General features: G+C 63.1%; 20 protein-coding genes. 8 read left to right on the forward strand and 12 right to left on the reverse strand.

Features of this window, described 5'->3' with window-relative positions:
• Positions 1-24 precede the first annotated feature (24 nt).
• The 4 genes from acnD to PF66_RS14200 form a co-directional block, all read right to left on the reverse strand.
• Entirely contained in the window at positions 25-2,619 is a 2,595-nt protein-coding gene (gene acnD, locus PF66_RS14185; protein ID WP_054063042.1) for a Fe/S-dependent 2-methylisocitrate dehydratase AcnD, read from the reverse strand.
• A gap of 166 nt (positions 2,620-2,785) precedes the next feature.
• Positions 2,786-3,913, reverse strand: a complete 1,128-nt coding sequence (gene prpC, locus PF66_RS14190; RefSeq protein ID WP_054063043.1) for a bifunctional 2-methylcitrate synthase/citrate synthase — start codon at positions 3,911-3,913, stop codon at positions 2,786-2,788.
• Positions 3,914-3,965: 52 nt separating this feature from the next.
• Complete coding sequence (gene prpB / locus PF66_RS14195) at positions 3,966-4,865, reverse strand: methylisocitrate lyase (RefSeq protein WP_054056768.1); 900 nt, start codon at positions 4,863-4,865, stop codon at positions 3,966-3,968.
• Entirely contained in the window at positions 4,862-5,584 is a 723-nt protein-coding gene (locus PF66_RS14200) for a GntR family transcriptional regulator (protein ID WP_054056769.1), read from the reverse strand. Before PF66_RS14200 ends, prpB begins: the two co-directional genes overlap by 4 nt.
• A gap of 269 nt (positions 5,585-5,853) precedes the next feature.
• Here PF66_RS14200 and PF66_RS14205 point away from each other — a divergent pair, with 269 nt between their 5' ends.
• From PF66_RS14205 to PF66_RS14225, 5 genes are all read left to right on the forward strand, one after another.
• Positions 5,854-6,393: an ATP-dependent zinc protease family protein gene (locus tag PF66_RS14205; RefSeq protein WP_054056770.1), complete on the forward strand. Its 540-nt coding sequence runs from the start codon at positions 5,854-5,856 to the stop codon at positions 6,391-6,393.
• A gap of 5 nt (positions 6,394-6,398) precedes the next feature.
• Positions 6,399-7,931 carry an inactive transglutaminase family protein gene (locus PF66_RS14210; RefSeq protein WP_054063044.1) on the forward strand — a complete coding sequence of 511 codons (1,533 nt, stop codon included), beginning with the start codon at positions 6,399-6,401 and terminating at the stop codon, positions 7,929-7,931.
• Complete coding sequence (locus PF66_RS14215) at positions 7,931-8,917, forward strand: alpha-L-glutamate ligase-like protein (RefSeq protein WP_054056772.1); 987 nt, start codon at positions 7,931-7,933, stop codon at positions 8,915-8,917. Before PF66_RS14210 ends, PF66_RS14215 begins: the two co-directional genes overlap by 1 nt.
• A 275-nt stretch (positions 8,918-9,192) precedes the next feature.
• Positions 9,193-10,536, forward strand: a complete 1,344-nt coding sequence (pabB, locus tag PF66_RS14220; RefSeq protein WP_054056773.1) for an aminodeoxychorismate synthase component I — start codon at positions 9,193-9,195, stop codon at positions 10,534-10,536.
• A 119-nt stretch (positions 10,537-10,655) separates the two neighbouring features.
• Positions 10,656-11,390, forward strand: a complete 735-nt coding sequence (locus tag PF66_RS14225) for a phosphoadenylyl-sulfate reductase (protein ID WP_054056774.1) — start codon at positions 10,656-10,658, stop codon at positions 11,388-11,390.
• A gap of 214 nt (positions 11,391-11,604) precedes the next feature.
• Here the strand turns inward: PF66_RS14225 and cysB are convergent, their stop codons facing one another.
• The 5 genes from cysB to PF66_RS14250 form a co-directional block, all read right to left on the reverse strand.
• Complete coding sequence (gene cysB / locus PF66_RS14230; RefSeq protein WP_054056775.1) at positions 11,605-12,579, reverse strand: HTH-type transcriptional regulator CysB; 975 nt, start codon at positions 12,577-12,579, stop codon at positions 11,605-11,607.
• 110 nt (positions 12,580-12,689) lie between these two features.
• Entirely contained in the window at positions 12,690-13,190 is a 501-nt protein-coding gene (locus PF66_RS14235; RefSeq protein WP_054063045.1) for a universal stress protein, read from the reverse strand.
• 81 nt (positions 13,191-13,271) lie between these two features.
• Positions 13,272-14,183 carry a 5'-nucleotidase gene (locus tag PF66_RS14240; protein WP_054063046.1) on the reverse strand — a complete coding sequence of 304 codons (912 nt, stop codon included), beginning with the start codon at positions 14,181-14,183 and terminating at the stop codon, positions 13,272-13,274.
• 18 nt (positions 14,184-14,201) lie between these two features.
• Positions 14,202-15,161 (reverse strand): putative 2-dehydropantoate 2-reductase, encoded by a 960-nt coding sequence (locus PF66_RS14245; protein ID WP_054060737.1) that lies wholly within the window; start codon positions 15,159-15,161, stop codon positions 14,202-14,204.
• Positions 15,162-15,300: 139 nt separating this feature from the next.
• Positions 15,301-15,687, reverse strand: coding sequence for a thioredoxin family protein (locus PF66_RS14250; RefSeq protein ID WP_054060738.1), 387 nt, complete (start codon positions 15,685-15,687; stop codon positions 15,301-15,303).
• On the opposite strand from PF66_RS14250, the gene PF66_RS14255 reads away from it, so the two are divergent.
• Entirely contained in the window at positions 15,686-16,132 is a 447-nt protein-coding gene (locus PF66_RS14255) for a PilZ domain-containing protein (protein WP_054060739.1), read from the forward strand. The genes PF66_RS14250 and PF66_RS14255 overlap by 2 nt on opposite strands.
• A 125-nt stretch (positions 16,133-16,257) precedes the next feature.
• Positions 16,258-17,334, forward strand: coding sequence for a 3-deoxy-7-phosphoheptulonate synthase (locus PF66_RS14260; RefSeq protein WP_054060740.1), 1,077 nt, complete (start codon positions 16,258-16,260; stop codon positions 17,332-17,334).
• A 69-nt stretch (positions 17,335-17,403) separates the two neighbouring features.
• On the opposite strand, the gene PF66_RS14265 is transcribed toward PF66_RS14260, so the two are convergent.
• Positions 17,404-17,685 (reverse strand): GNAT family N-acetyltransferase, encoded by a 282-nt coding sequence (locus tag PF66_RS14265; protein ID WP_010448985.1) that lies wholly within the window; start codon positions 17,683-17,685, stop codon positions 17,404-17,406.
• A gap of 642 nt (positions 17,686-18,327) precedes the next feature.
• Between PF66_RS14265 and oprI the strand changes: the two genes are divergently transcribed.
• Positions 18,328-18,579, forward strand: coding sequence for an outer membrane lipoprotei OprI (gene oprI / locus PF66_RS32055; RefSeq protein ID WP_011335311.1), 252 nt, complete (start codon positions 18,328-18,330; stop codon positions 18,577-18,579).
• A 126-nt stretch (positions 18,580-18,705) separates the two neighbouring features.
• Here the strand turns inward: oprI and PF66_RS14275 are convergent, their stop codons facing one another.
• Both PF66_RS14275 and PF66_RS14280 read right to left on the reverse strand, forming a co-directional pair.
• The gene (locus PF66_RS14275) at positions 18,706-19,674 is read right to left on the reverse strand and encodes a L,D-transpeptidase family protein (protein WP_054060741.1); all 969 of its coding nucleotides are present in this window, start codon (positions 19,672-19,674) and stop codon (positions 18,706-18,708) included.
• Positions 19,675-19,782: 108 nt separating this feature from the next.
• Positions 19,783-20,076: a hypothetical protein gene (locus tag PF66_RS14280; RefSeq protein WP_054060742.1), complete on the reverse strand. Its 294-nt coding sequence runs from the start codon at positions 20,074-20,076 to the stop codon at positions 19,783-19,785.
• Positions 20,077-20,124 lie beyond the last annotated feature (48 nt).

Genomic DNA, 20,124 nt, shown 5'->3' on the forward strand with positions numbered 1-20,124 from the left:
CCGGAATGGGTTCGCATTCTTCTGTCAGCTTGCGCTCGCCGACTGGAGGAAGTCCTGGGCAAAACGCTGCAACACGCCGCCCGCCTCGTAGATCGACACCTCCTCGGCGGTATCCAGGCGGCAGGTCACCGGCACTTCGACCCGCTCACCGTCCTTGCGCCGGATGACCAGGGTCAGCGTCGCCCGTGGCGTCCGCTCGCCGATCACGTCGAAGGTCTCGGTGCCGTCGATACCGAGGGTCTTGCGATCGGTGCCCGGCTTGAACTCCAGCGGCAACACGCCCATGCCCACCAGGTTGGTGCGGTGGATGCGCTCGAAGCCTTCGGCGACGATCGCCTCGACCCCGGCCAGCCGCACGCCCTTGGCCGCCCAGTCACGGGACGAGCCCTGGCCGTAGTCGGCACCGGCGATGATGATCAGCGGCTGCTTGCGCTCCATGTAGGTCTCGATGGCCTCCCACATGCGCATGACCTTGCCTTCCGGCTCGACCCGCGCCAGGGAACCCTGCCTGACCTTGCCGTTCTCCTGGACCATTTCGTTGAACAGTTTCGGGTTGGCGAAGGTGGCGCGCTGGGCGGTGAGGTGGTCGCCGCGGTGGGTCGCGTAGGAGTTGAAGTCTTCCTCCGGCAGGCCCATTTTCGCCAGGTACTCGCCGGCCGCGCTGTCCAGCAGGATGGCGTTGGACGGCGACAGGTGATCGGTGGTGATGTTGTCCGGCAGCACCGCCAGCGGGCGCATGCCCTTGAGCGGCCGGGCCCCGGCCAGGGCGCCTTCCCAGTACGGCGGACGACGGATGTAGGTGCTCATCGGCCGCCAGTCATAGAGCGGCTCGACCTTCGGACCGTTGTCCTCGTGAATGGCGAACATCGGCGTATAGACCTTGCGGAACTGCTCGGGCTTGACCGACGCCTTGACCATCGCATCGATTTCCTCATCGCTCGGCCAGATGTCCTTGAGGCGGATTTCCCTGCCCTCGGCATCCCGGCCCAGCACGTCCTTCTCGATGTCGAAGCGGATGGTACCGGCGATCGCGTAGGCCACCACCAGCGGCGGCGACGCCAGGAACGCCTGCTTGGCGTACGGGTGGATGCGCCCGTCGAAGTTGCGGTTACCCGAGAGCACGGCCGTGGCATAGAGGTCACGGTCGATGATTTCCTGCTGGATCGCCGGGTCCAGCGCACCGGACATGCCGTTGCAGGTGGTGCAGGCGAAGGCCACCACGCCAAAGCCCAATTGCTCCAGCTCCCGGGTCAACCCGGCCTCATTCAGGTACAGCGCCACCGCCCGGGAGCCCGGCGCCAGCGACGACTTGACCCACGGCTTGCGGGTCAGGCCCAGCCGGTTGGCGTTGCGCGCCAGCAGGCCGGCGGCGATGACGTTGCGCGGGTTGCTGGTATTGGTGCAACTGGTGATGGCGGCGATGATCACCGCGCCGTCGGGCATCTGCCCCGGCACTTCGCTCCACTGCCCGGCAATGCCCCTGGCCGCCAGGTCGCTGGTGGCGACCCGGGCGTGGGGGTTGCTGGGCCCGGCCATGTTGCGCACCACCGACGACAGGTCGAACTGCAGGCCACGCTCGTACTGCGCGCCCTTGAGGCTGTCGGCCCACAGGCCGCTCTCGCGGGCGTAGGTCTCGACCAGTTGCACCTGCGCGTCTTCACGGCCGGTAAGTTTCAGGTAATCGATGGTCTGCTGGTCGATGTAGAACATCGCCGCCGTGGCGCCGTACTCCGGGGCCATGTTGGAAATGGTCGCGCGGTCGCCCAGGGTCAGCGCACTGGCGCCTTCGCCGAAGAACTCCAGATAGGCCCCGACCACCTTCTGCCTGCGCAGGAACTCGGTCAGCGCCAGCACCATGTCGGTGGCGGTGATACCCGGCTGCAGCTTGCCGGTCAGTTCGACGCCGACGATCTCCGGCAGGCGCATCCAGGAGGCCCGCCCGAGCATCACGCTCTCGGCCTCCAGGCCACCGACACCGATGGCGATCACGCCCAGCGCATCGACATGCGGGGTGTGACTGTCGGTACCGACGCAGGTATCGGGAAAGGCCACGCCATCACGCGCCTGGATCACCGGGGACATCTTCTCCAGGTTGATCTGGTGCATGATGCCGTTGCCCGGCGGAATCACATCGACGTTCTTGAAGGCCTTTTTGGTCCAGTCGATGAAATGGAAACGGTCCTCGTTGCGACGGTCCTCGATCGCACGGTTCTTGGCGAACGCATCCGGATCGAAGCCGCCGCACTCCACCGCCAGCGAGTGGTCGACGATCAGTTGGGTCGGCACCACCGGGTTGACCTGGGCCGGATCGCCGCCCTGGGAGGCGATGGCATCGCGCAGGCCGGCCAGGTCCACCAGGGCGGTCTGGCCGAGAATGTCGTGACAGACCACCCGGGCCGGAAACCAGGGGAAGTCCAGGTCGCGCTTGCGCTCGATCAGTTGTTTGAGGGAGTCGGTCAGCGTCGCCGGCTCGCAGCGGCGCACCAGGTTCTCGGCCAGGACCCGGGAGGTGTAGGGCAACGTGGCGTAGGCCCCGGGCTGAATCGCATCGACCGCCGCGCGGGCATCGAAGAAGTCCAGGTGACTGCCGGGCAGCGGTTTGCGGTATTGGGTATTCATGGTCTGGGACTCGATCACGGTAAGGTCAAAGGCACACACGGCTTGTCGACCCTGCCTCTGTAGGAGCCGGGCTTGCCCGCGAATAAGGCCTTGAGGCCGCTGAAAGCTTCGCGGGCAAGCCCGGCTCCTACAGGAAAGGGGCCGCCCCAGGTCGTGCGTTCTTCGGTCAGCGACGCTCGATTGGCACGAACTTGCGCTGCTCGACGCCGGTGTACTCGGCACTCGGACGGATGATGCGGTTGTTGGCACGCTGTTCGAACACGTGCGCCGCCCAGCCGGTCAGGCGCGAGCAGACGAAGATCGGTGTGAACAGCTTGGTCGGGATGCCCATGAAGTGATACGCCGAGGCATGGTAGAAGTCGGCGTTGGGGAACAGTTTTTTCTGCTCCCACATGGTCTTGTCGATCGCCTCGGATACCGGGAACAGCACGGTATCGCCCACCTCATCGGCGAGTTGCCTGGACCAGCCCTTGATCACCTCGTTGCGCGGGTCGCTGTCCTTGTAGATCGCGTGGCCGAAGCCCATGATCTTGTCCTTGCGCGCCAGCATGCCGAGGGTACCTTCGATGGCCTCCTGGGCCGAGGCATAGCGTTCGATCATTTCCATCGCCGCCTCGTTGGCGCCGCCGTGCAACGGGCCGCGCAGCGAACCGATGGCCGCGGTGACGCAGGAGAACAGATCGGACAGGGTCGAGGCACAGACCCGCGCGGTAAAGGTCGAGGCGTTGAATTCGTGCTCCGCGTAGAGGATCAGCGACACGTCCATCACCTTGCGATGCAGCTCGCTCGGCGCCTTGCCGTGCAGCAGGTGCAGGAAATGTCCGCCCAGGGACTCCTCGTCGGTCATGCAGTCGATACGCTTGCCTTCATAACTGAAGCGATACCAGTAGCACATGATCGCCGGGAAGGCCGCCAGCAGGCGGTCGGTGGCTTCATGCTGGCGGGAGAAATCGCCTTCGGGCTCGATGTTGCCCAGGAAGGAACAGCCGGTACGCATCACGTCCATCGGGTGGGCGTCGGCCGGAATGCGCTCGAGCACCTCTTTCAGTGCCTGGGGCAGGTCGCGCAGGGTGCGCAGCTTGCCCATGTAGGCCGCCAGCTGGGTGGCGTTGGGCAGTTCACCGTACAGCAGCAGGTAGGCGACTTCCTCGAAGCGCGCCTCGGCCGCCAGCTCGCGCACGTCATAACCGCGATAGGTCAGGCCGGCACCGGCCTGGCCCACGGTGGACAGGGCAGTTTGTCCGGCAACCTGGCCACGCAGGCCGGCGCCACTCAGTACTTTTGCTTCAGCCATTGTCTTCTCCAATTCTTGATTTTGTCGGGAACCTGGCAACAGAGGGAATGCTTCAGCCCTTCTTCTGGGCGAACAGCGCATCGAGCTTCTGCTCGAAGGCGTGGTAGTCGATACGATCGTAAAGCTCCATGCGGGTCTGCATGGTATCGATCACGCTCTGCTGGGTGCCATCGCGACGAATCGCGGTGTAGACGTTTTCCGCCGCCTTGTTCATGGCGCGGAACGCCGACAGCGGATACAGCACCAGCGATACATCGACGGACGCCAGTTGCTCGGTGGTGTACAGCGGTGTCGCACCGAACTCGGTGATATTGGCCAGGATGGGCGCCTTCACCCGGTTGGCGAACAGCTTGTACATCTCGAGCTCGGTGATGGCTTCCGGGAAAATCATGTCGGCACCCGCCTCGATGCAGGCGGCTGCGCGTTCCAGGGCGGCCTCCAGGCCTTCCACCGCCAGCGCATCGGTACGCGCCATGATCACGAAGCTGTCGTCGATACGGGCATCGACGGCCGCCTTGATACGGTCGACCATTTCCTGCTGGGACACGATTTCCTTGTTCGGCCGGTGACCGCAGCGCTTGGCGCCGACCTGGTCCTCGATATGGATCGCCGCCGCGCCGAACTTGCTCATCGAGCGCACGGTACGCGCGACGTTGAACGCCGAGGAGCCGAAACCGGTGTCGACATCCACCAACAGCGGCAGGTCGCAGACATCGGTGATGCGCCGCACGTCGGTCAGCACGTCGTCCAGGCCGCTGATCCCCAGGTCAGGCAGGCCGAGGGAGCCGGCGGCAACCCCGCCACCCGACAGGTAGATCGCCTTGAAACCGGCGCGCTTGGCCAGCAGGGCGTGGTTGGCGTTGATCGTGCCGACCACCTGCAGTGGATGTTCGCTGGCGACCGCATCGCGGAAACGCTGACCGGGCGTGTTTTTGTTGGAACCCTGACTCATGACTCACCTCGTGGAGTGGCTGTCGGTTTCGCGCCGTCCTGGTAGTGACGCGCAATATTGCGTTTCGAGGCGCCGATGTGACGGCGCATCAACAGTTCGGCCAGTTCGCCGTCGCGATCGGCGATGGCATCGAGAATCCGATGGTGCTCGGCAAAGGCCTGGCGTGGCCGGTTGGGTGTCGCGGAAAACTGGATGCGGTACATGCGCACGAGCTGATAGAGCTCGCCGCAGAGCATCTGGGTCAGGGTCCGGTTGCCGGCGCCCTGGATGATCCGGTAGTGGAAGTCGAAGTCGCCTTCCTGCTGGTAATAGCCGACACCCGCCTGGAACGCCGCATCACGTTCGTGGGTGTGCAGCACCTGGCGCAGTTCCTCGATCTCTTCACGGGTCATGCGCTCGGCGGCGAGGCGGCAGGCCATGCCTTCGAGGGATTCGCGGATTTCGTAGAGTTCGATCAGTTCGGCATGGCTGAGCGAAACCACCCGCGCCCCGACATGGGGCACCCGCACCAGCAGGCGCTGCCCTTCCAGGCGATGGATGGCCTCCCGCAACGGGCCACGGCTGATGCCGTAGGTGCGGGCCAGTTCCGGCTCGGAGATCTTGCTGCCGGGGGCGATCTCGCCCTTGACGATAGCGGCCTGGATACGCCGGAAGACGTTCTCGGACAGGGTTTCCGAATCCTCCTGGGGAGTCGGCAGCGGCTCCAGATTCTCCAGCATATTGTCGACACCTTTAAAATCGATGACGGTAAAACTAGCCAATCAGGCTGTCACAGTCAAAGAATTAATCGATATTGTCGACAATAGTCTAAGAGCCCTGAAAAATACCGGAGCGTGACAAGGACAGCCGCCCCGGCGCTGGCGCCATAAAACCAGCATGTTAGAATGCCGCGCGCATCTGACGATGCCATGCCTGTCATCTTCATCCGACAGACGCACGAGGAAGCTTGCGCGGTATTGCCAGTCACCTTGAATACGCGCCAGGACTTATGAGACTCAAGCCCTACCCTCTACTGCTTTTGTTCCTTCTCTGCCTGCCGGGCCTCGGCAGCGCGGCCGAAAAGACCGTGTACGGGCTGAACGAGTACGCGACCCTGGGCGGTATCGACCTGGAAGTCGCGGCCAAGCTCGATACCGGCGCCAAGACCGCCTCCCTCAGCGCCCGTGACATCAAACGCTTCAAACGCAACGGCGAGAGCTGGGTACGCTTCTACCTGGCCATCGACACCGCCCACTCGCACCCCATCGAACAGCCGCTGGCCCGGGTCAGCAAGATCAAGCGCCGCTCCGGCGACTACGACCCGGATGAGGACAAGGCCTATACTGCCCGCCCGGTGATCACCCTGAATGTCTGCATGGGCAGCGCCTTGCGCACCATTGAAGTGAACTTGACCGACCGAAGCGCTTTCCAATACCCGCTTCTGATTGGCTCCGAGGCGCTCAAGCGCTTCGATGCGCTGGTAGACCCCAGCCTTAAATACGCTGCCGGCAAACCCGCCTGCACCGCCGACGCTCTAACCGCCGAGTAATTCGCATGCGTTCTCTTACCCTCCATCTGAAAGTCCTGATCGCTGTCCTGGTGGTACTGGGGATTTCGGTCACGGCCTATCAGATTTTCGTGCTGGGGATTCCGGTCACCGAAGATGCCACCGACGACCTGTGGAACATCGACGCCAAGGTCGAGTTCGTCGCCGCCAGCAAGGACCCGGTGAAGATCCAGATGTTCGTGCCGCCGCTGAGCCGCGACTACGTGAGCCTCAACGAGAGTTTCATCTCCAACAATTACGGGGTCAGCGTCAACCGCACCGATGGCAACCGCAAGGTCACCTGGTCGGCCCGCCGGGTCAGCGGCAAGCAGACGCTCTACTACCGCCTGGTGCTGACCAAGCGCTACACCGGCGAAAAACCCAAGGTCAAGGGCCCGACCTTCCGTGACAGCATGGCCATCGAGGGCCCGGAAAAAATCGCCGCCGAAGCACTGATGGCGCCGATCCGTCAACATTCGGCCGATGTCGAGACCTTCATCAGCGAAACCATCAAGCGCGTCAACAATCTCAATGACGACAACGTCAAGCTGCTGCTGGCCGGCGATCCGTCGACCCCGCACAAGGCGCAGATCATCGAGTTGCTGCTGTCGATCGCCCACGTGCCGCTGGAGAAGGTCCACACCATCCGCCTGGTGGCCGACCAGCCGCAGACCCCGGAACTCTGGCTGCGCAGCTTCAACGGCAACGACTGGCTGTACTTCAACCCGGATACCGGCGAACAGGGCCTGCCCGAGGACCGCCTGGTCTGGTGGACCGGCGACGACAACCTGATCACCGTCGAGGGCGGCAAGAAGGCCAGCGTCAACTTCAGCCTGAACAACAGCGAGATGAACGCCATCCGCCTGGCCAAGCTGACCGACGAGAATTCCGACGCCAACTTCCTCGAATACTCGCTCTACGGCCTGCCGCTGCAGACCCAGCAGACCTTCATGATCATGGTGATGATCCCGATCGGCGTGCTGGTGATCCTGATCCTGCGCAACCTGATCGGCCTGCAGACCCTCGGCACCTTCACCCCGGTGCTGATCGCCCTGGCGTTTCGCGAGACGCAGTTGGGCTTCGGTATCGTGCTGTTCACCATCATCACCGCCCTCGGCCTGTCACTGCGCTCCTACCTGGAACACCTGAAGCTGCAGATGCTGCCGCGGCTGTCGGTGGTACTGACCTTCGTCGTGGTGCTGATCGCCGCCATCAGCCTGCTCAGCCACAAGCTCGGCCTGGAGCGCGGCCTGTCGGTGGCGCTGTTCCCGATGGTGATCCTGACCATGACCATCGAGCGCCTGTCCATCACCTGGGAAGAGCGCGGCGGCGGCCATGCGATGAAGGTCGCGATCGGTACCCTGTTCGCCGCCTCGCTGGCGCACCTGATCATGAGCGTGCCGGAGCTGGTGTACTTCGTCTTCACCTTCCCGGCGGTCCTGCTGATCCTGGTGGGCTTCATGCTGGCCATGGGGCGCTATCGCGGCTACCGCCTGACCGAACTGGTGCGCTTCAAGGCCTTTCTCAAGGAAGACGCCTGATGTTCGGCCTGTGGAAAACCTGGAAGGCCCTGGAAGCCAAGGGCATCATGGGGATCAACCGGCGTAACGCCGACTATGTGCTCAAGTACAACAAGCGCAGCCTGTATCCGATCGTCGATGACAAGATCATCACCAAGGAACGGGCGATCGCCGCCGGCATTCACGTGCCGGAAATGTACGGGGTGATCTCCACCGAAAAGGACATCGACAAGCTCGGCGAGATCATCGGTGGGCGCAGCGATTTCGTCATCAAGCCGGCCCAGGGTGCCGGCGGCGATGGCATCCTGGTGATCGCCGATCGCTTCGAGGGACGTTACCGGACCATTTCCGGGCGGATCATCAGCCATGAGGAAATCGAGCACCAGGTGTCCAGCATCCTCACCGGGCTGTACTCCCTGGGTGGCCACCGCGACCGTGCCCTGATCGAATACCGGGTGACCCCCGACCAGATCTTCAAAAGCATCAGTTACGAAGGCGTGCCGGACATCCGCATCATCGTGCTGATGGGCTATCCGGTGATGGCCATGCTGCGCCTGCCGACCCGCCAGTCCAGCGGCAAGGCCAACCTGCACCAGGGCGCCATCGGTGTCGGTGTCGACCTGGCGACCGGCCTGACCCTGCGCGGCACCTGGCTGAACAACATCATCCGCAAGCACCCCGATACCACCAATGCGGTGGACGGTGTGCAACTGCCCAACTGGGACGGTTTCATGAAGCTGGCCGCCGGCTGCTACGAATTGTGCGGCCTGGGTTATATCGGCGTGGACATGGTCCTGGACCAGGACAAGGGTCCGCTGATTCTCGAACTCAACGCCCGCCCCGGGCTGAACATCCAGATCGCCAACGACTGCGGCCTGACCACCCGGGCCCAGGCGGTGGAAGCCCACCTGGAAGAACTGGCAGTGGCCGGCCTCAGCGAAACCGCGGAGGAGCGGGTACGCTTCGTACAGCAGCTGTTCGGCCATGTGGCCCCAAGGAATGTCTGACGAGCAGGAGCAGATTTGCCCTGTAGGAGCGTGGCTTGTCGGGGCGCCGAACCGCCGCGAAGCTTTTGGCGGTCTCAAGGACGCTTTCGCGGGCAAGCCGCGCTCCTACAGGGCTCAGATAAATCCGACCCCCACCGGCACAGCATCAATAACGCCCTACCCACGCACACCCTGAATTCCGGCTCATGGATATAACCATCACCACATCCCTCTAGGAGCATTTCCTACAGGAGACTACAATCGCCCTCCCCGCCCTCAAGGCTGATTCGCCCCGCATGCAGACCTGCTCCGTATACCCGCTACCCTATTCCCCCGACCCCGCCGGTTATTTCGCGGCCATTCGCCACGCCCCCGGCGCGGTGCTGCTCGACAGCGGCCGGCCGGCCGCCGAGCGCGGGCGCTATGACCTGCTCAGCGCCTGGCCACTGGAGCAGTTGAGCGTGCTGCCGGATGAACGGGGCGAGGATTTCCTCGTGCGCCTGCGCGGCACGCTGGCACGCCTGGGACGAGCCGAGTTGCCCGCCACCGTCGAGCTGCCATTCGCCGGCGGCCTGATCGGCTACCTGAGCTACGACTTCGGCCGCCACCTGGAAGCCCTGCCCAGCCAGGCCCGGAACGATCTGCAACTGCCCGACGCGCGCTTCGGCCTGTACGCCTGGGCACTGATCAGCGATCACCAGCAGGCCACCAGCCAGCTGGTATTCCACCCCACCGTCGCAGAGGAGGAGCGCGAGCGCCTGGTGCAACTGTTCAGCCAGCCAGCGCCCACCGAGACCGCCAGCTTCCGGCTGAACGCACCGATGGCCGCCGATCTCGACGCCGAGTCCTATCGCCAGGCCTTCGAGCGTATCCAGCAGTACATCCAGGCCGGCGACTGCTACCAGGTCAACTTCGCCCAGCGTTTCCGTGCGAGCTGCCAGGGTGACCCGTGGGCGGCCTACCTGGCCTTGCGGGCCGCCTGTCCGACACCGTTCTCCGGTTTCCAGAGCCTGCCGGACAACGGCGCGGTGCTGAGCCTGTCGCCGGAGCGCTTCATCCGGGTCAGCGCCGGCCAGGTGGAGACTCGGCCGATCAAGGGCACCCGCCCACGGGGCCGGGATGCCGCCGAAGACGCAGCCAACGCCGCGCAGTTGCTGGCCAGCACCAAGGACCGTGCGGAAAACCTGATGATCGTCGACCTGCTGCGCAACGACCTCGGCCGTACCTGTCGGATCGGCAGCGTGCGGGTGCCGGAGCTGTTCAGCCTGGAGAGCTACCCGAACGTGCATCACCTGGTCAGCAGCGTGACCGGCGAACTGGCCGCCGGCCGCGACGCCCTCGACCTGATCGCCGGCAGCTTCCCGGGCGGCTCGATCACTGGCGCACCGAAGATCCGCGCCATGCAGATCATCGACGAACTCGAACCGACGCGCCGCGCGCTGTACTGCGGCTCACTGCTGTACCTGGACGTACGCGGCGAGATGGACAGCTCGATTGCCATCCGCAGCCTGCTGGTCAAGGACGGCCAGATCAGTTGCTGGGGCGGCGGAGGGATCGTCGCCGACTCCGACTGGCAGGCCGAATACCAGGAATCCATTACCAAGGTGAAAGTTCTGCTCGATACCTTGCAGACACTCTAGATGCCATCACGCGCGCTGGAGCCGGCTTGCCCACCAGCCTGGAATCTCCCACAGGCCGGATTTTGTTACTATTGCCCCCTATATGAGCGCAAAGCGCCAACGACTGTAGGAACCGCCTGATGAGTCAACCGTTCGACGTCGCCGAACTCGCCGCGACATACGCCACAAAATCCCCCCAGGACATTCTCAAGCTGGCCTTCTCCCAGTTTGGCGACGACCTGTGGATATCCTTCAGCGGCGCCGAGGACGTGGTCCTGGTGGACATGGCCTGGAAGCTGAACAAGAACGTCAAGGTGTTCAGCCTCGATACCGGCCGTCTGCACCCGGAAACCTATCGGTTCATCGACCAGGTTCGCGAGTTCTACAAGATCGATATCGAGCTGATTTCGCCGGATCACACCCGGCTTGAGCCCTTCGTCAAGGAAAAGGGCCTGTTCAGCTTCTACAAGGACGGTCATGGCGAATGCTGCGGCATCCGCAAGATCGAGCCGCTGCGGCGCAAGCTGTCCGGCGTGAACGCCTGGGCCACCGGCCAGCGTCGCGACCAGAGCCCTGGAACCCGCAGCCAGGTGGCGGTGCTGGAAATCGACAGCGCCTTCTCGACCCCGGAACGTACCCTGTACAAGTTCAATCCGCTGGCGCAGATGACCAGCGAAGAAGTCTGGGGTTACATCCGCATGCTCGAGCTGCCCTACAACAGCCTGCATGAACGCGGCTTCATCAGTATCGGCTGCGAACCCTGCACCCGCCCGGTACTGCCGAACCAGCACGAGCGCGAGGGCCGCTGGTGGTGGGAGGAGGCCACGCAGAAGGAGTGCGGCCTGCACGCCGGCAACCTGATCAGCAAAGGCTGACCCCCGGACGCGGAGCGCCATGGGCGGCATTCCCGCGCGGAGCGTGGGAACGATCGATCACTGAGCCTGAACGTTTGCCATGAAAAAGCCCCGAACCAGTCGGGGCTTTTTCATGCTTGCTATCGAGAAGGTCAGCCGGCGCGGATCATTCCCATGCGCTGCCTGGGAATGCCGCCAAAGCACGTTCCGCGTCCGCTCGCATGGCAAGCAGTGATCAGTGCACCGGCAGTTCGACACCCTCGAACAGCTCTTCCAGTTCCTGCTTGTTGTGGCACTGGATGGCCTTGGCCATCACTTCGCGGGTCAGGTGCGGCGCGAACTTCTCGATGAAGTCGCACATGAAACCACGCAGGAAGGTCCCGCGGCGGAAGCCGATCTTGGTGATGCTGGACTCGAACAGCTCGCTGGCGTCGAGTACCACCAGATCCTTGTCGAGCACCGTATCGACTGCCATCTTCGCCACGATCCCCACCCCCAGGCCCAGGCGGACATAGGTCTTGATCACGTCGGCGTCGGCGGCGGTGAACACCACTTTCGGCGTCAGGCCGCGATGGCTGAAGGCTTCGTCCAGCTTGGAGCGTCCGGTGAAACCGAATACGTAGGTGACGATCGGGTACTCGGCCAGGGTTTCCAGGGTCAGCTTCGGCAGCTTGGTCAGCGGGTGCCCCTGAGGCACCACCACACAACGGTTCCAGCGATAGCAGGGCATCATCACCAGGTCACCGAACAGCTCCAGCGCCTCGGTGGCAATGGCGAAATCGACGGTACCGTCGGCGGCCATCTCGGCGATCTGCATCGGCGAGCCCTGGTGCATGTGCAGCGCGACATCCGGGTACTGCTTGATGAAGTTGCTGATCACCGGCGGCAGGGCATAACGCGCCTGGGTGTGGGTGGTGGCGATCGACAGGGTGCCTTTCTTTTCGTTGGAGAACTCCTGGGCGATCTGCTTGATGCTTTCGACCTTGCGCAGGATCTCGCCGGCGGTGTTGATGATGCGCTCGCCGGCCGGGGTGACGCGGGTCAGGTGCTTGCCACTGCGTGCAAAGACTTCCACGCCCAGCTCGTCTTCGAGCAGGCGGATCTGCTTGCTGATACCTGGCTGTGAGGTGTAGAGACTTTGCGCCGTCGCGGAAACGTTGAGGTCGTGGTGCGCCACTTCCCAGATGTAGCGCAGTTGTTGGAGCTTCATATGTATCCCTCAAAGCAGGTAGACGCCACAGGCAGCAGCGGCGATATATAACTATATGAAAGGTTTGAAGAATAAATCTAGAACTTTTTATCGATCCGCCGAATTTCGCCTCAGTTGTCGTCATGCCGACGGCGCTGCAACAGCGGCACGAGGTACACCGGCACCCGCGACAACTGCAGGACCCGCGCTGCGGTGCGGCCCAAGTGTGCCTGCGCACCGGTGCCATGGCTGTGACTTCCGACAATCAACAGATCGACTGCCAGCCGTTGCGCGTGGGTGAGAATGACCTGCGAAGGATCCCCCTGGAGCACCTGGACCGACTGGATCATCGCCAGGTCCTGCTGCCCTTCCCCCAACTCCTCGCGAAAGCTGTCCAATACCCGTTGCTCGATATTGGCCATCACGGTGTTAAGACCCTGGCTGTGCAATTCGTTCAATGCCTGCTCGTCCAGATAGCTCTGCAACACCGACTCCGCAAACAACCCCATGGGTTCGACCGCGTGCACCACATGCAAGTCGGCCTTGAACGTTCGAGCCAGACCCAGCGCATGCTGCATGACGTAAGGCGCATACAGGCCGAGGTCGGTGGCATACAGCATCGAACGAATCATGGGACCTCCTCGATTGCCAGAATGGCGGAGATGGATTGAGCTTAGCAGCGCACCGGACAGTTCGGCGCCCTGCTGGTCGGGCTAATCCGTAGCCTGGGGTTCGTTGCTGATGCCGTGGGGAACATGGCCGGTGGCGACCACTTCGCGGGCTCTTTCGCAGTGCCCGGTCTGGTCGTCGAAAAACACATCCGCGGCAAAGGCCTCGAGGAACGCCGACTTGTCCAGGCCACCGAGGAACAGCGACTCGTCGAGGCGAATGTCCCATTCGCGCAAGGTGCGGATCACCCGTTCGTGGGCTGGCGCCGAGCGGGCGGTGACCAACGCGGTGCGGATCGGACAGGCCTCGTCGGCGAACTCGCGCTGCAGCAGGTTGAGCGCCGCCAGGAAGCCCTTGAAAGGCCCGCCACGCAGCGGCTCGCGGGCCGACTGGCGCTCGGCGGCCTGGAAGGCCGCCAGCCCGCCGAGCTGGTAGATCCGCTCCGACTCATCGGAAAACAGCACCGCATCGCCGTCGAAGGCGATGCGCAACTCGGCGCTGGCCGCCCGGCGGGCACCACCGGCCAGGATGGTCGCCGCGGCAAATCCGGCCTCCAGGGCGCTGCGCACGTCTTCAGCGTGGGTCGACAGAAACAGATGACAGCCAAAAGCCGCCAGATAGGGATAGGGAGTACGTCCGCCGGCAAACGCCGCTCGGGAAATATCCAGGCCGTAATGCTGGATCGAGTTGAACACCCGCAGGCCGGTGTCGGCACTGTTGCGCGACACCAGCACCACTTCGACCCGCGAACGCCCCAGGCTGGCATTGAGGCTCAGAAGCTTCTGCACCAGGGGAAACGCCTCACCCGGCTCGAGAATCTCCTCCTCGTGTTCGATCTGATACTTGCGATAGGCCTCCACCCCCTGGCTCAGATAGACCTGATGGCTTTCACTGAGGTCGAACAGCGCCCGCGAGGAAATCGCCAGTACCAACTTGCCGCCAAGGCTGTTTGCCATGATGTTCTCCCGATGGTCTCAGCGGTTGTGCACGTCGATGAAATCCAGAGCCTGATACAGGGCGCGGATCTTCGGCAAGTCACAACCGGCCTCAAGGGCGGCAGCCAGCGGACGGACGTAGATCGCCTCCAGTTCCAGCGCGCGCCTGTGGATAAAGTCGTGGTACATGCTTGGCCAATAGTCCGGCATCTTTTCCGTGACCTTGAACAGGTGCTCGGCGTAGCCGGCCGGCAAGACATGCCCACAGGCCTGCGCGCCCTGCACCACCTCCGCCATGAGTGCCTGCACCAGTTCGCGGCTGCTGGCATCGCTCATCAGCGGCGTGGTGCTGGCCCGCAGCAGCACCGACAGGCCGTTGTACGGCACGTTCCATACCAGCTTCTGCCAGCGCGCCTGCTCCAGGTTGGCCATGGCCCGGGATTCGATACCGGCCAGGCGGAACAGCGCGGCGCCCTCCTCGACCAGCGCCTGGCGGGCGCCCTCGTCATCGAACAACGGGCCACTGTGATAACCGAGGTTCACCGAGCCCAGCGCCTGATGCACCACCGCCCCCGGACCGGTGCGATGCACGCAGATGAAGCACAGCCCACCGAGCAGGTGCAGCGAGTCGGGCAGCAACGGACGCAACTGTTCCTCGACACCCAGGCCATTCTGCAACAACAGCACCCGGGCGCCGGGCGCTGCGACCTTGGCGATCAGCGGAGCGAGTTCGGCATTGGCGGTGGCCTTGGCCCCCACCAGCAGCCAGTCGCAGGGCGGCAGGTCTTCGGCCGAAGCATAGGCCTGCACCGGGTTCAGGTGTAGCTGGCCGTGGACAGCACTGTCGATCCGCAACCCGTTTTCAGCCACGGCGGAAAACTCGCTGCGCAGTAGAAAGTGCACGTCGAAACCGGCACGCGCCAGCATCACCCCGTAGAACCCGCCGATCGCCCCGGTACCGATGATGCCGATACGCGGCCTGTTCGTTGAAACTGTCATGGCTGCTCCTTTATGCAAAGCTGTCGTGATTCGAGAAACCTCAAGGTCTGGAGCAGTGTCTGCGTCCTGGGCATTTCGCAGCCGGCAGGTGCCAGCATGCCCCCGTAGAAACCACCGATGCCCGGCGACGCTGCCTGGTTCATGGCAACTCCTCGGGGACACGCCCCAGGGCCTGCCGCAGTCCCTCGCTCAGCTCACGCAGGGCCAGGGGAGCACGCAGTGCCCCCTGGAACCGACCGTCCCGGACCACGAACAGCGCCGGCAGGTGAAAGACCTCGTAGCGCTGGACCAAGCCGCCATTGTCACCGGCATCGATCCAGCACAGGCGGTCGACCGGCAACCCCAGCCCCGGCAGTGCCTGGCGGGCGAAACGGCAGGACGCGCAACCGGCACTGGTGAAGATCAGCAATGAAACCCCCGGCAGGTCGAGCAGTTGGCGGTCCGCATCAAAATCGGACAACTCGACCCCCTTCACTATACTGGGGAAAGGTTTTTCCGGTGACCGGCACACGGAGTCGTTTGTCATGGTGCGCTTTCTACCTCATCCCGTAGACGTTCCAGTGAAACTGACCTTGCTCGAACACTCGTGCATCTCGAGGCACCGCCTGCACTGCCTCAGCCTCGGCGGCATCGCCTGCCACTCGCCACGGGCCTGGCGGCATGGCTCGGCCCTGGAGATGCGTATCCCGAGCCTGGGCGACAGCGCATGTTACTCCGGCTACGTGGCCTGGTGCCTGAAACGCAAGCATGTATTTCTGGTGGGCATCGCCTTCGTCGACGAGCAGACCCTGTTCGGCGCGCGCATGGGCGAGCAGATCTGCCAGATCGAACGCTACCGGCGCGCCCGCCAGCAACTCGACGCCGGGCCGCAGAGCATCGAGGCGATTGCCCGCGAATGGGTGCAACGGCATGCCGGCGATTTCTCCCATGCCAGCCTCGAACGACCCTTTACCCGGGCCCTGCTCGATTAATCCGGCCTTTGCCCATTGCCCGGTTACGGCCTAACGCGCTAAGGTTCGGCTCCCCGACACGCTCATATCGCTGTGCTCCGCCGCGCGGGGCTGGCGACGGCACCCGTGACCTGACGAGTAACACGATGGCTGATTTACCGATCAACGACCTTAACGTCGCCTCCAACGAGACGCTGATCACGCCTGATCAGCTCAAGCGTGACATTCCCCTGAGCGAGGCTGCCCTGCGCACCGTGACCCGGGGCCGCGAGGTGATTCGCAACATTCTCGATGGCAAGGACCATCGCCTGTTCGTCGTCATCGGGCCCTGCTCGATCCACGACATCAAGGCTGCCCACGAATATGCCGAACGCCTCAAGGTGCTCGCTGCCGAAGTCTCCGACAGCCTGTACCTGGTGATGCGCGTGTACTTCGAGAAGCCGCGGACCACGGTCGGCTGGAAAGGCCTGATCAACGACCCGTACCTGGATGACTCGTTCAAGATCCAGGATGGCCTGCACATCGGTCGCCAACTGCTGCTGGACCTGGCCGAAATGGGCCTGCCCACCGCCACCGAAGCGCTCGACCCGATCTCGCCGCAGTACCTGCAGGACCTGATCAGCTGGTCGGCCATCGGTGCCCGTACCACCGAATCCCAGACCCACCGCGAAATGGCTTCCGGCCTGTCCTCGGCGGTCGGCTTCAAGAACGGTACCGATGGCGGCCTGACCGTGGCGATCAACGCCCTGCAGTCGGTCTCCAAGCCGCACCGCTTCCTCGGCATCAACCAGGAAGGCGGCGTGTCGATCGTCACCACCAAGGGCAACGCCTACGGTCACGTGGTGCTGCGCGGCGGCAACGGCAAGCCCAACTATGACTCGGTGAGCGTTGCGCTCTGCGAGCAGGCGTTGAGCAAGGCCGGGATCAAGAACAACATCATGGTCGATTGCAGCCACGCCAACTCCAACAAGGACCCGGCGCTGCAACCGCTGGTAATGGAGAACGTCGCCAACCAGATCCTCGAAGGCAACCAGTCGATCATCGGCCTGATGGTCGAAAGCCACCTGAACTGGGGCTGCCAGGCAATTCCGAAGGACCTCGCCGACCTGCAGTACGGCGTGTCGATCACCGACGCCTGCATCGACTGGGACAGCACCGAGAAGACCTTGCGCAGCATGCACGCCAAGCTCAAGGACGTACTGCCCAAGCGGGCCCGCGGCTGATCGCACAGCGATTGCGCAGAAACAAAGACGCCGGGCAATGCCCGGCGTTTTCATGTCTGTTCGATGGGATCAGGTCTTAGCGGCGTGCCGCTGATGCCGTTCCATGTAGCGTTCCACATAGGAGCAGGAAGGGATGACGGTGTACCCCATGCGTTCAGCGTACTCCAGCGCCTGCTCGGTCAGCGCCGCTGCAATGCCTCGGCCACGCAACGCGTTGGGCACGAAGGTGCGGTAGATATCCAGGGTCTGCTTACCCAGGTCCATATAGGTCAGGTAGGCACGATGACCGTCCACATTGGTCTCGAACTGATGACCAGCCTGGTCATGGTGGATGGACAACGCCTCGCTCATCACTACTCCTCGCGGGTCTTGGTATTCGACCCTACCTTACCGATGTTTTTCCGGCGAAGGAACCTCTACGCCACCCCGTGCCTGTTTGGACAACGAGAACAGCCGACCGCTCCCTGAAAAAAACGAGCACGTATCAAATAGTAGGCACCCTTGGCAAAAATGCTCAAGACACGCTCGTCACGTCGCCCGGCACCGTTCGGATCATGGCACGGGCCAACACTCCCTGGCGGGCGAGAAGCTGAACATGGGCTGAAAATTGCCGGAATGTCATGTTGTATGACGCACACTCCCGGTTAAAGTCACTTTCCAACTAGCAAAAGATACTCCCCGCCACGTGGACGGTAGGGAACAAGAGTTACCCGTTGCGGTCAGAACGAGGCCTGGATACAACCGGACACTTGCCACCTGTTGCATGACGGGCCGACTGAAGATCGCATAAAGCGCTCGGAACGGGCTTTACCACTGTATGTTTTTTATACAGTGCCAGGCAAAGTTAGCTGAAAAACATTCTGTACCAAGAATTTTTTTTGCTTCTTGCGTTACGTCAGTTTACTTACTACAAGTAATGGGTAGTATGTACGCCGGCTATTTCCTCACTCTGGGGTTATGGTCATTAATAGAAAGTCCTTGAAGGGGAACACGATGAACAACGTTCTGAAATTCTCGGCTCTGGCCCTGGCCGCTGTACTGGCTACCGGTTGCAGCAGCGCATCGAAAGAAACCGAAGCTCGTCTGACTGCTACCGAAGACGCAGCTGCTCGTGCTCAGGCTCGTGCTGACGAAGCCTACCGCAAAGCTGATGAAGCTCTGGCTGCTGCTCAAAAAGCACAACAGACTGCTGACGAAGCGAACGAGCGCGCTCTGCGCATGCTGGAAAAAGCAAGCCGCAAGTAATAGTCCTTCGGGGCTGTTATCAAGCCGATCCATCCTTGGGTCGGCTTTTTTATGCCCGCCCGCTTTATGGGCGGGCATGAAAAACCCGCCTGGCGCGCAAGGCCCCAGGCGGGTCGTTCGAAGCCGTTACTGCTGAAGGTCGATCGGTGCGCTCGAGACCACCGGCGCCGCGCCCGGCACAGCGATTTCGGTCGGCAGACCATCTTCGGCCGCGACCACGTCGCGCACCTGGTCCCAGTTCACCCGCAGGTTCTTCGCCAGGTCGTCACGCTTGAGCAGGGCGTTGATCACCGCGGTGTGCTTGTCGACCACCGACGGGTTGCCATTGTCGTCCAGCGGCGTGTGCGCCTCCAGGTAGACCTTGCCGCCACTGACACCGAACTTGTAGGCCTCGTTGATGATCCGCACCGAGGTGCCGACCGGCACCATGCCGGCCATCTCCAGCACGTTGTTGTTGAACATGCGGAAGCAGCCGTGACTGGTACGGGTACCGATACCGAACTTCATGTTCGAACCGTGAATCAGGTAGCCCGGCGTGCCCAGGGTGAACTTGAACGGGCCCAGCGGATTGTCCGGACCGGCCGGCACCACGTTGGGCAGCGGATCGCCGTTGGCGGCATGTTCGGCCTTGATCGAGGCCGGCGGCGTCCAGGTCGGGTTCGGTGTCTTGGCGGTGATGGTAGTGTGGGCGATCGGCGAGCCCCAGCCTTCACGCCCGATACCCAGCGGGAAGGTGTAGACCACGTTGCGTCCCTTGGGGAAGTAGTACAGGCGATATTCGGCCAGGTTGATCACGATGCCTTCACGGGGCCCCGGCGGCAGGATGAAGCGGGTCGGCAGGACGATATCGGTACCCGCACCCGGCAACCAGGCGTCGACCCCCGGGTTGGCCGCGACCATCTCCGAGTAGCCCAGGTCGTAGGTGGTACCGAGGTCGGCAAAGGTATCTTCATACTTGGCCTTGATCACCTGGACCTGGCCGACGATATCCTCGCCCGGCGGCGGCAACGGCAATTCCAGCGCGGAAACGGGACCCGCCGCACACAGGGCGGCAATGGACAGGCAACGGGTGACGGCAGGAAAGCGCGACAGCATCCGGGAAATCCTTCGCATGATCATCGGAGAAATAAAGTTCGATTGTACACCTGCCGCCAGCCGCCCGGCAGGACATTGGCGGCGCTTCAGCTGGCAGACAGGCAGGTTTTACAGTTCGAAACGCAATTCCGGCCAGATCGGTGGCGTACCGCGTTTCTGGGACTCGAGAATCGCCCGGCAGAACGGGCACAGGCGCTGGTCGCGGAAAATCGACTTGTCCACCCCCGACCAGCGCGGCTGCGCCGGCAGCAGGCTGCCACAGAGCGTGCGATCGGCGGAGCCACCCAGTTCCAGCTGACGCGTGACCAGATGCACCCGCACTTCCTGGCAGGCGAACAGATCCAGCTGCTCGTCGGGCTCGATCAGTTGGTAGGCAAATAGGGACCAGGCGGGACGCTGCATCGGGGGCTCCTGACAGGGGGGCGCCACATTAGCCGAAAAACCGCCGGT

It is taken from the genome of Pseudomonas asplenii, assembly GCF_001293465.1.
GTDB classification, from domain to species: Bacteria; Pseudomonadota; Gammaproteobacteria; order Pseudomonadales; family Pseudomonadaceae; genus Aquipseudomonas; species Aquipseudomonas fuscovaginae_B.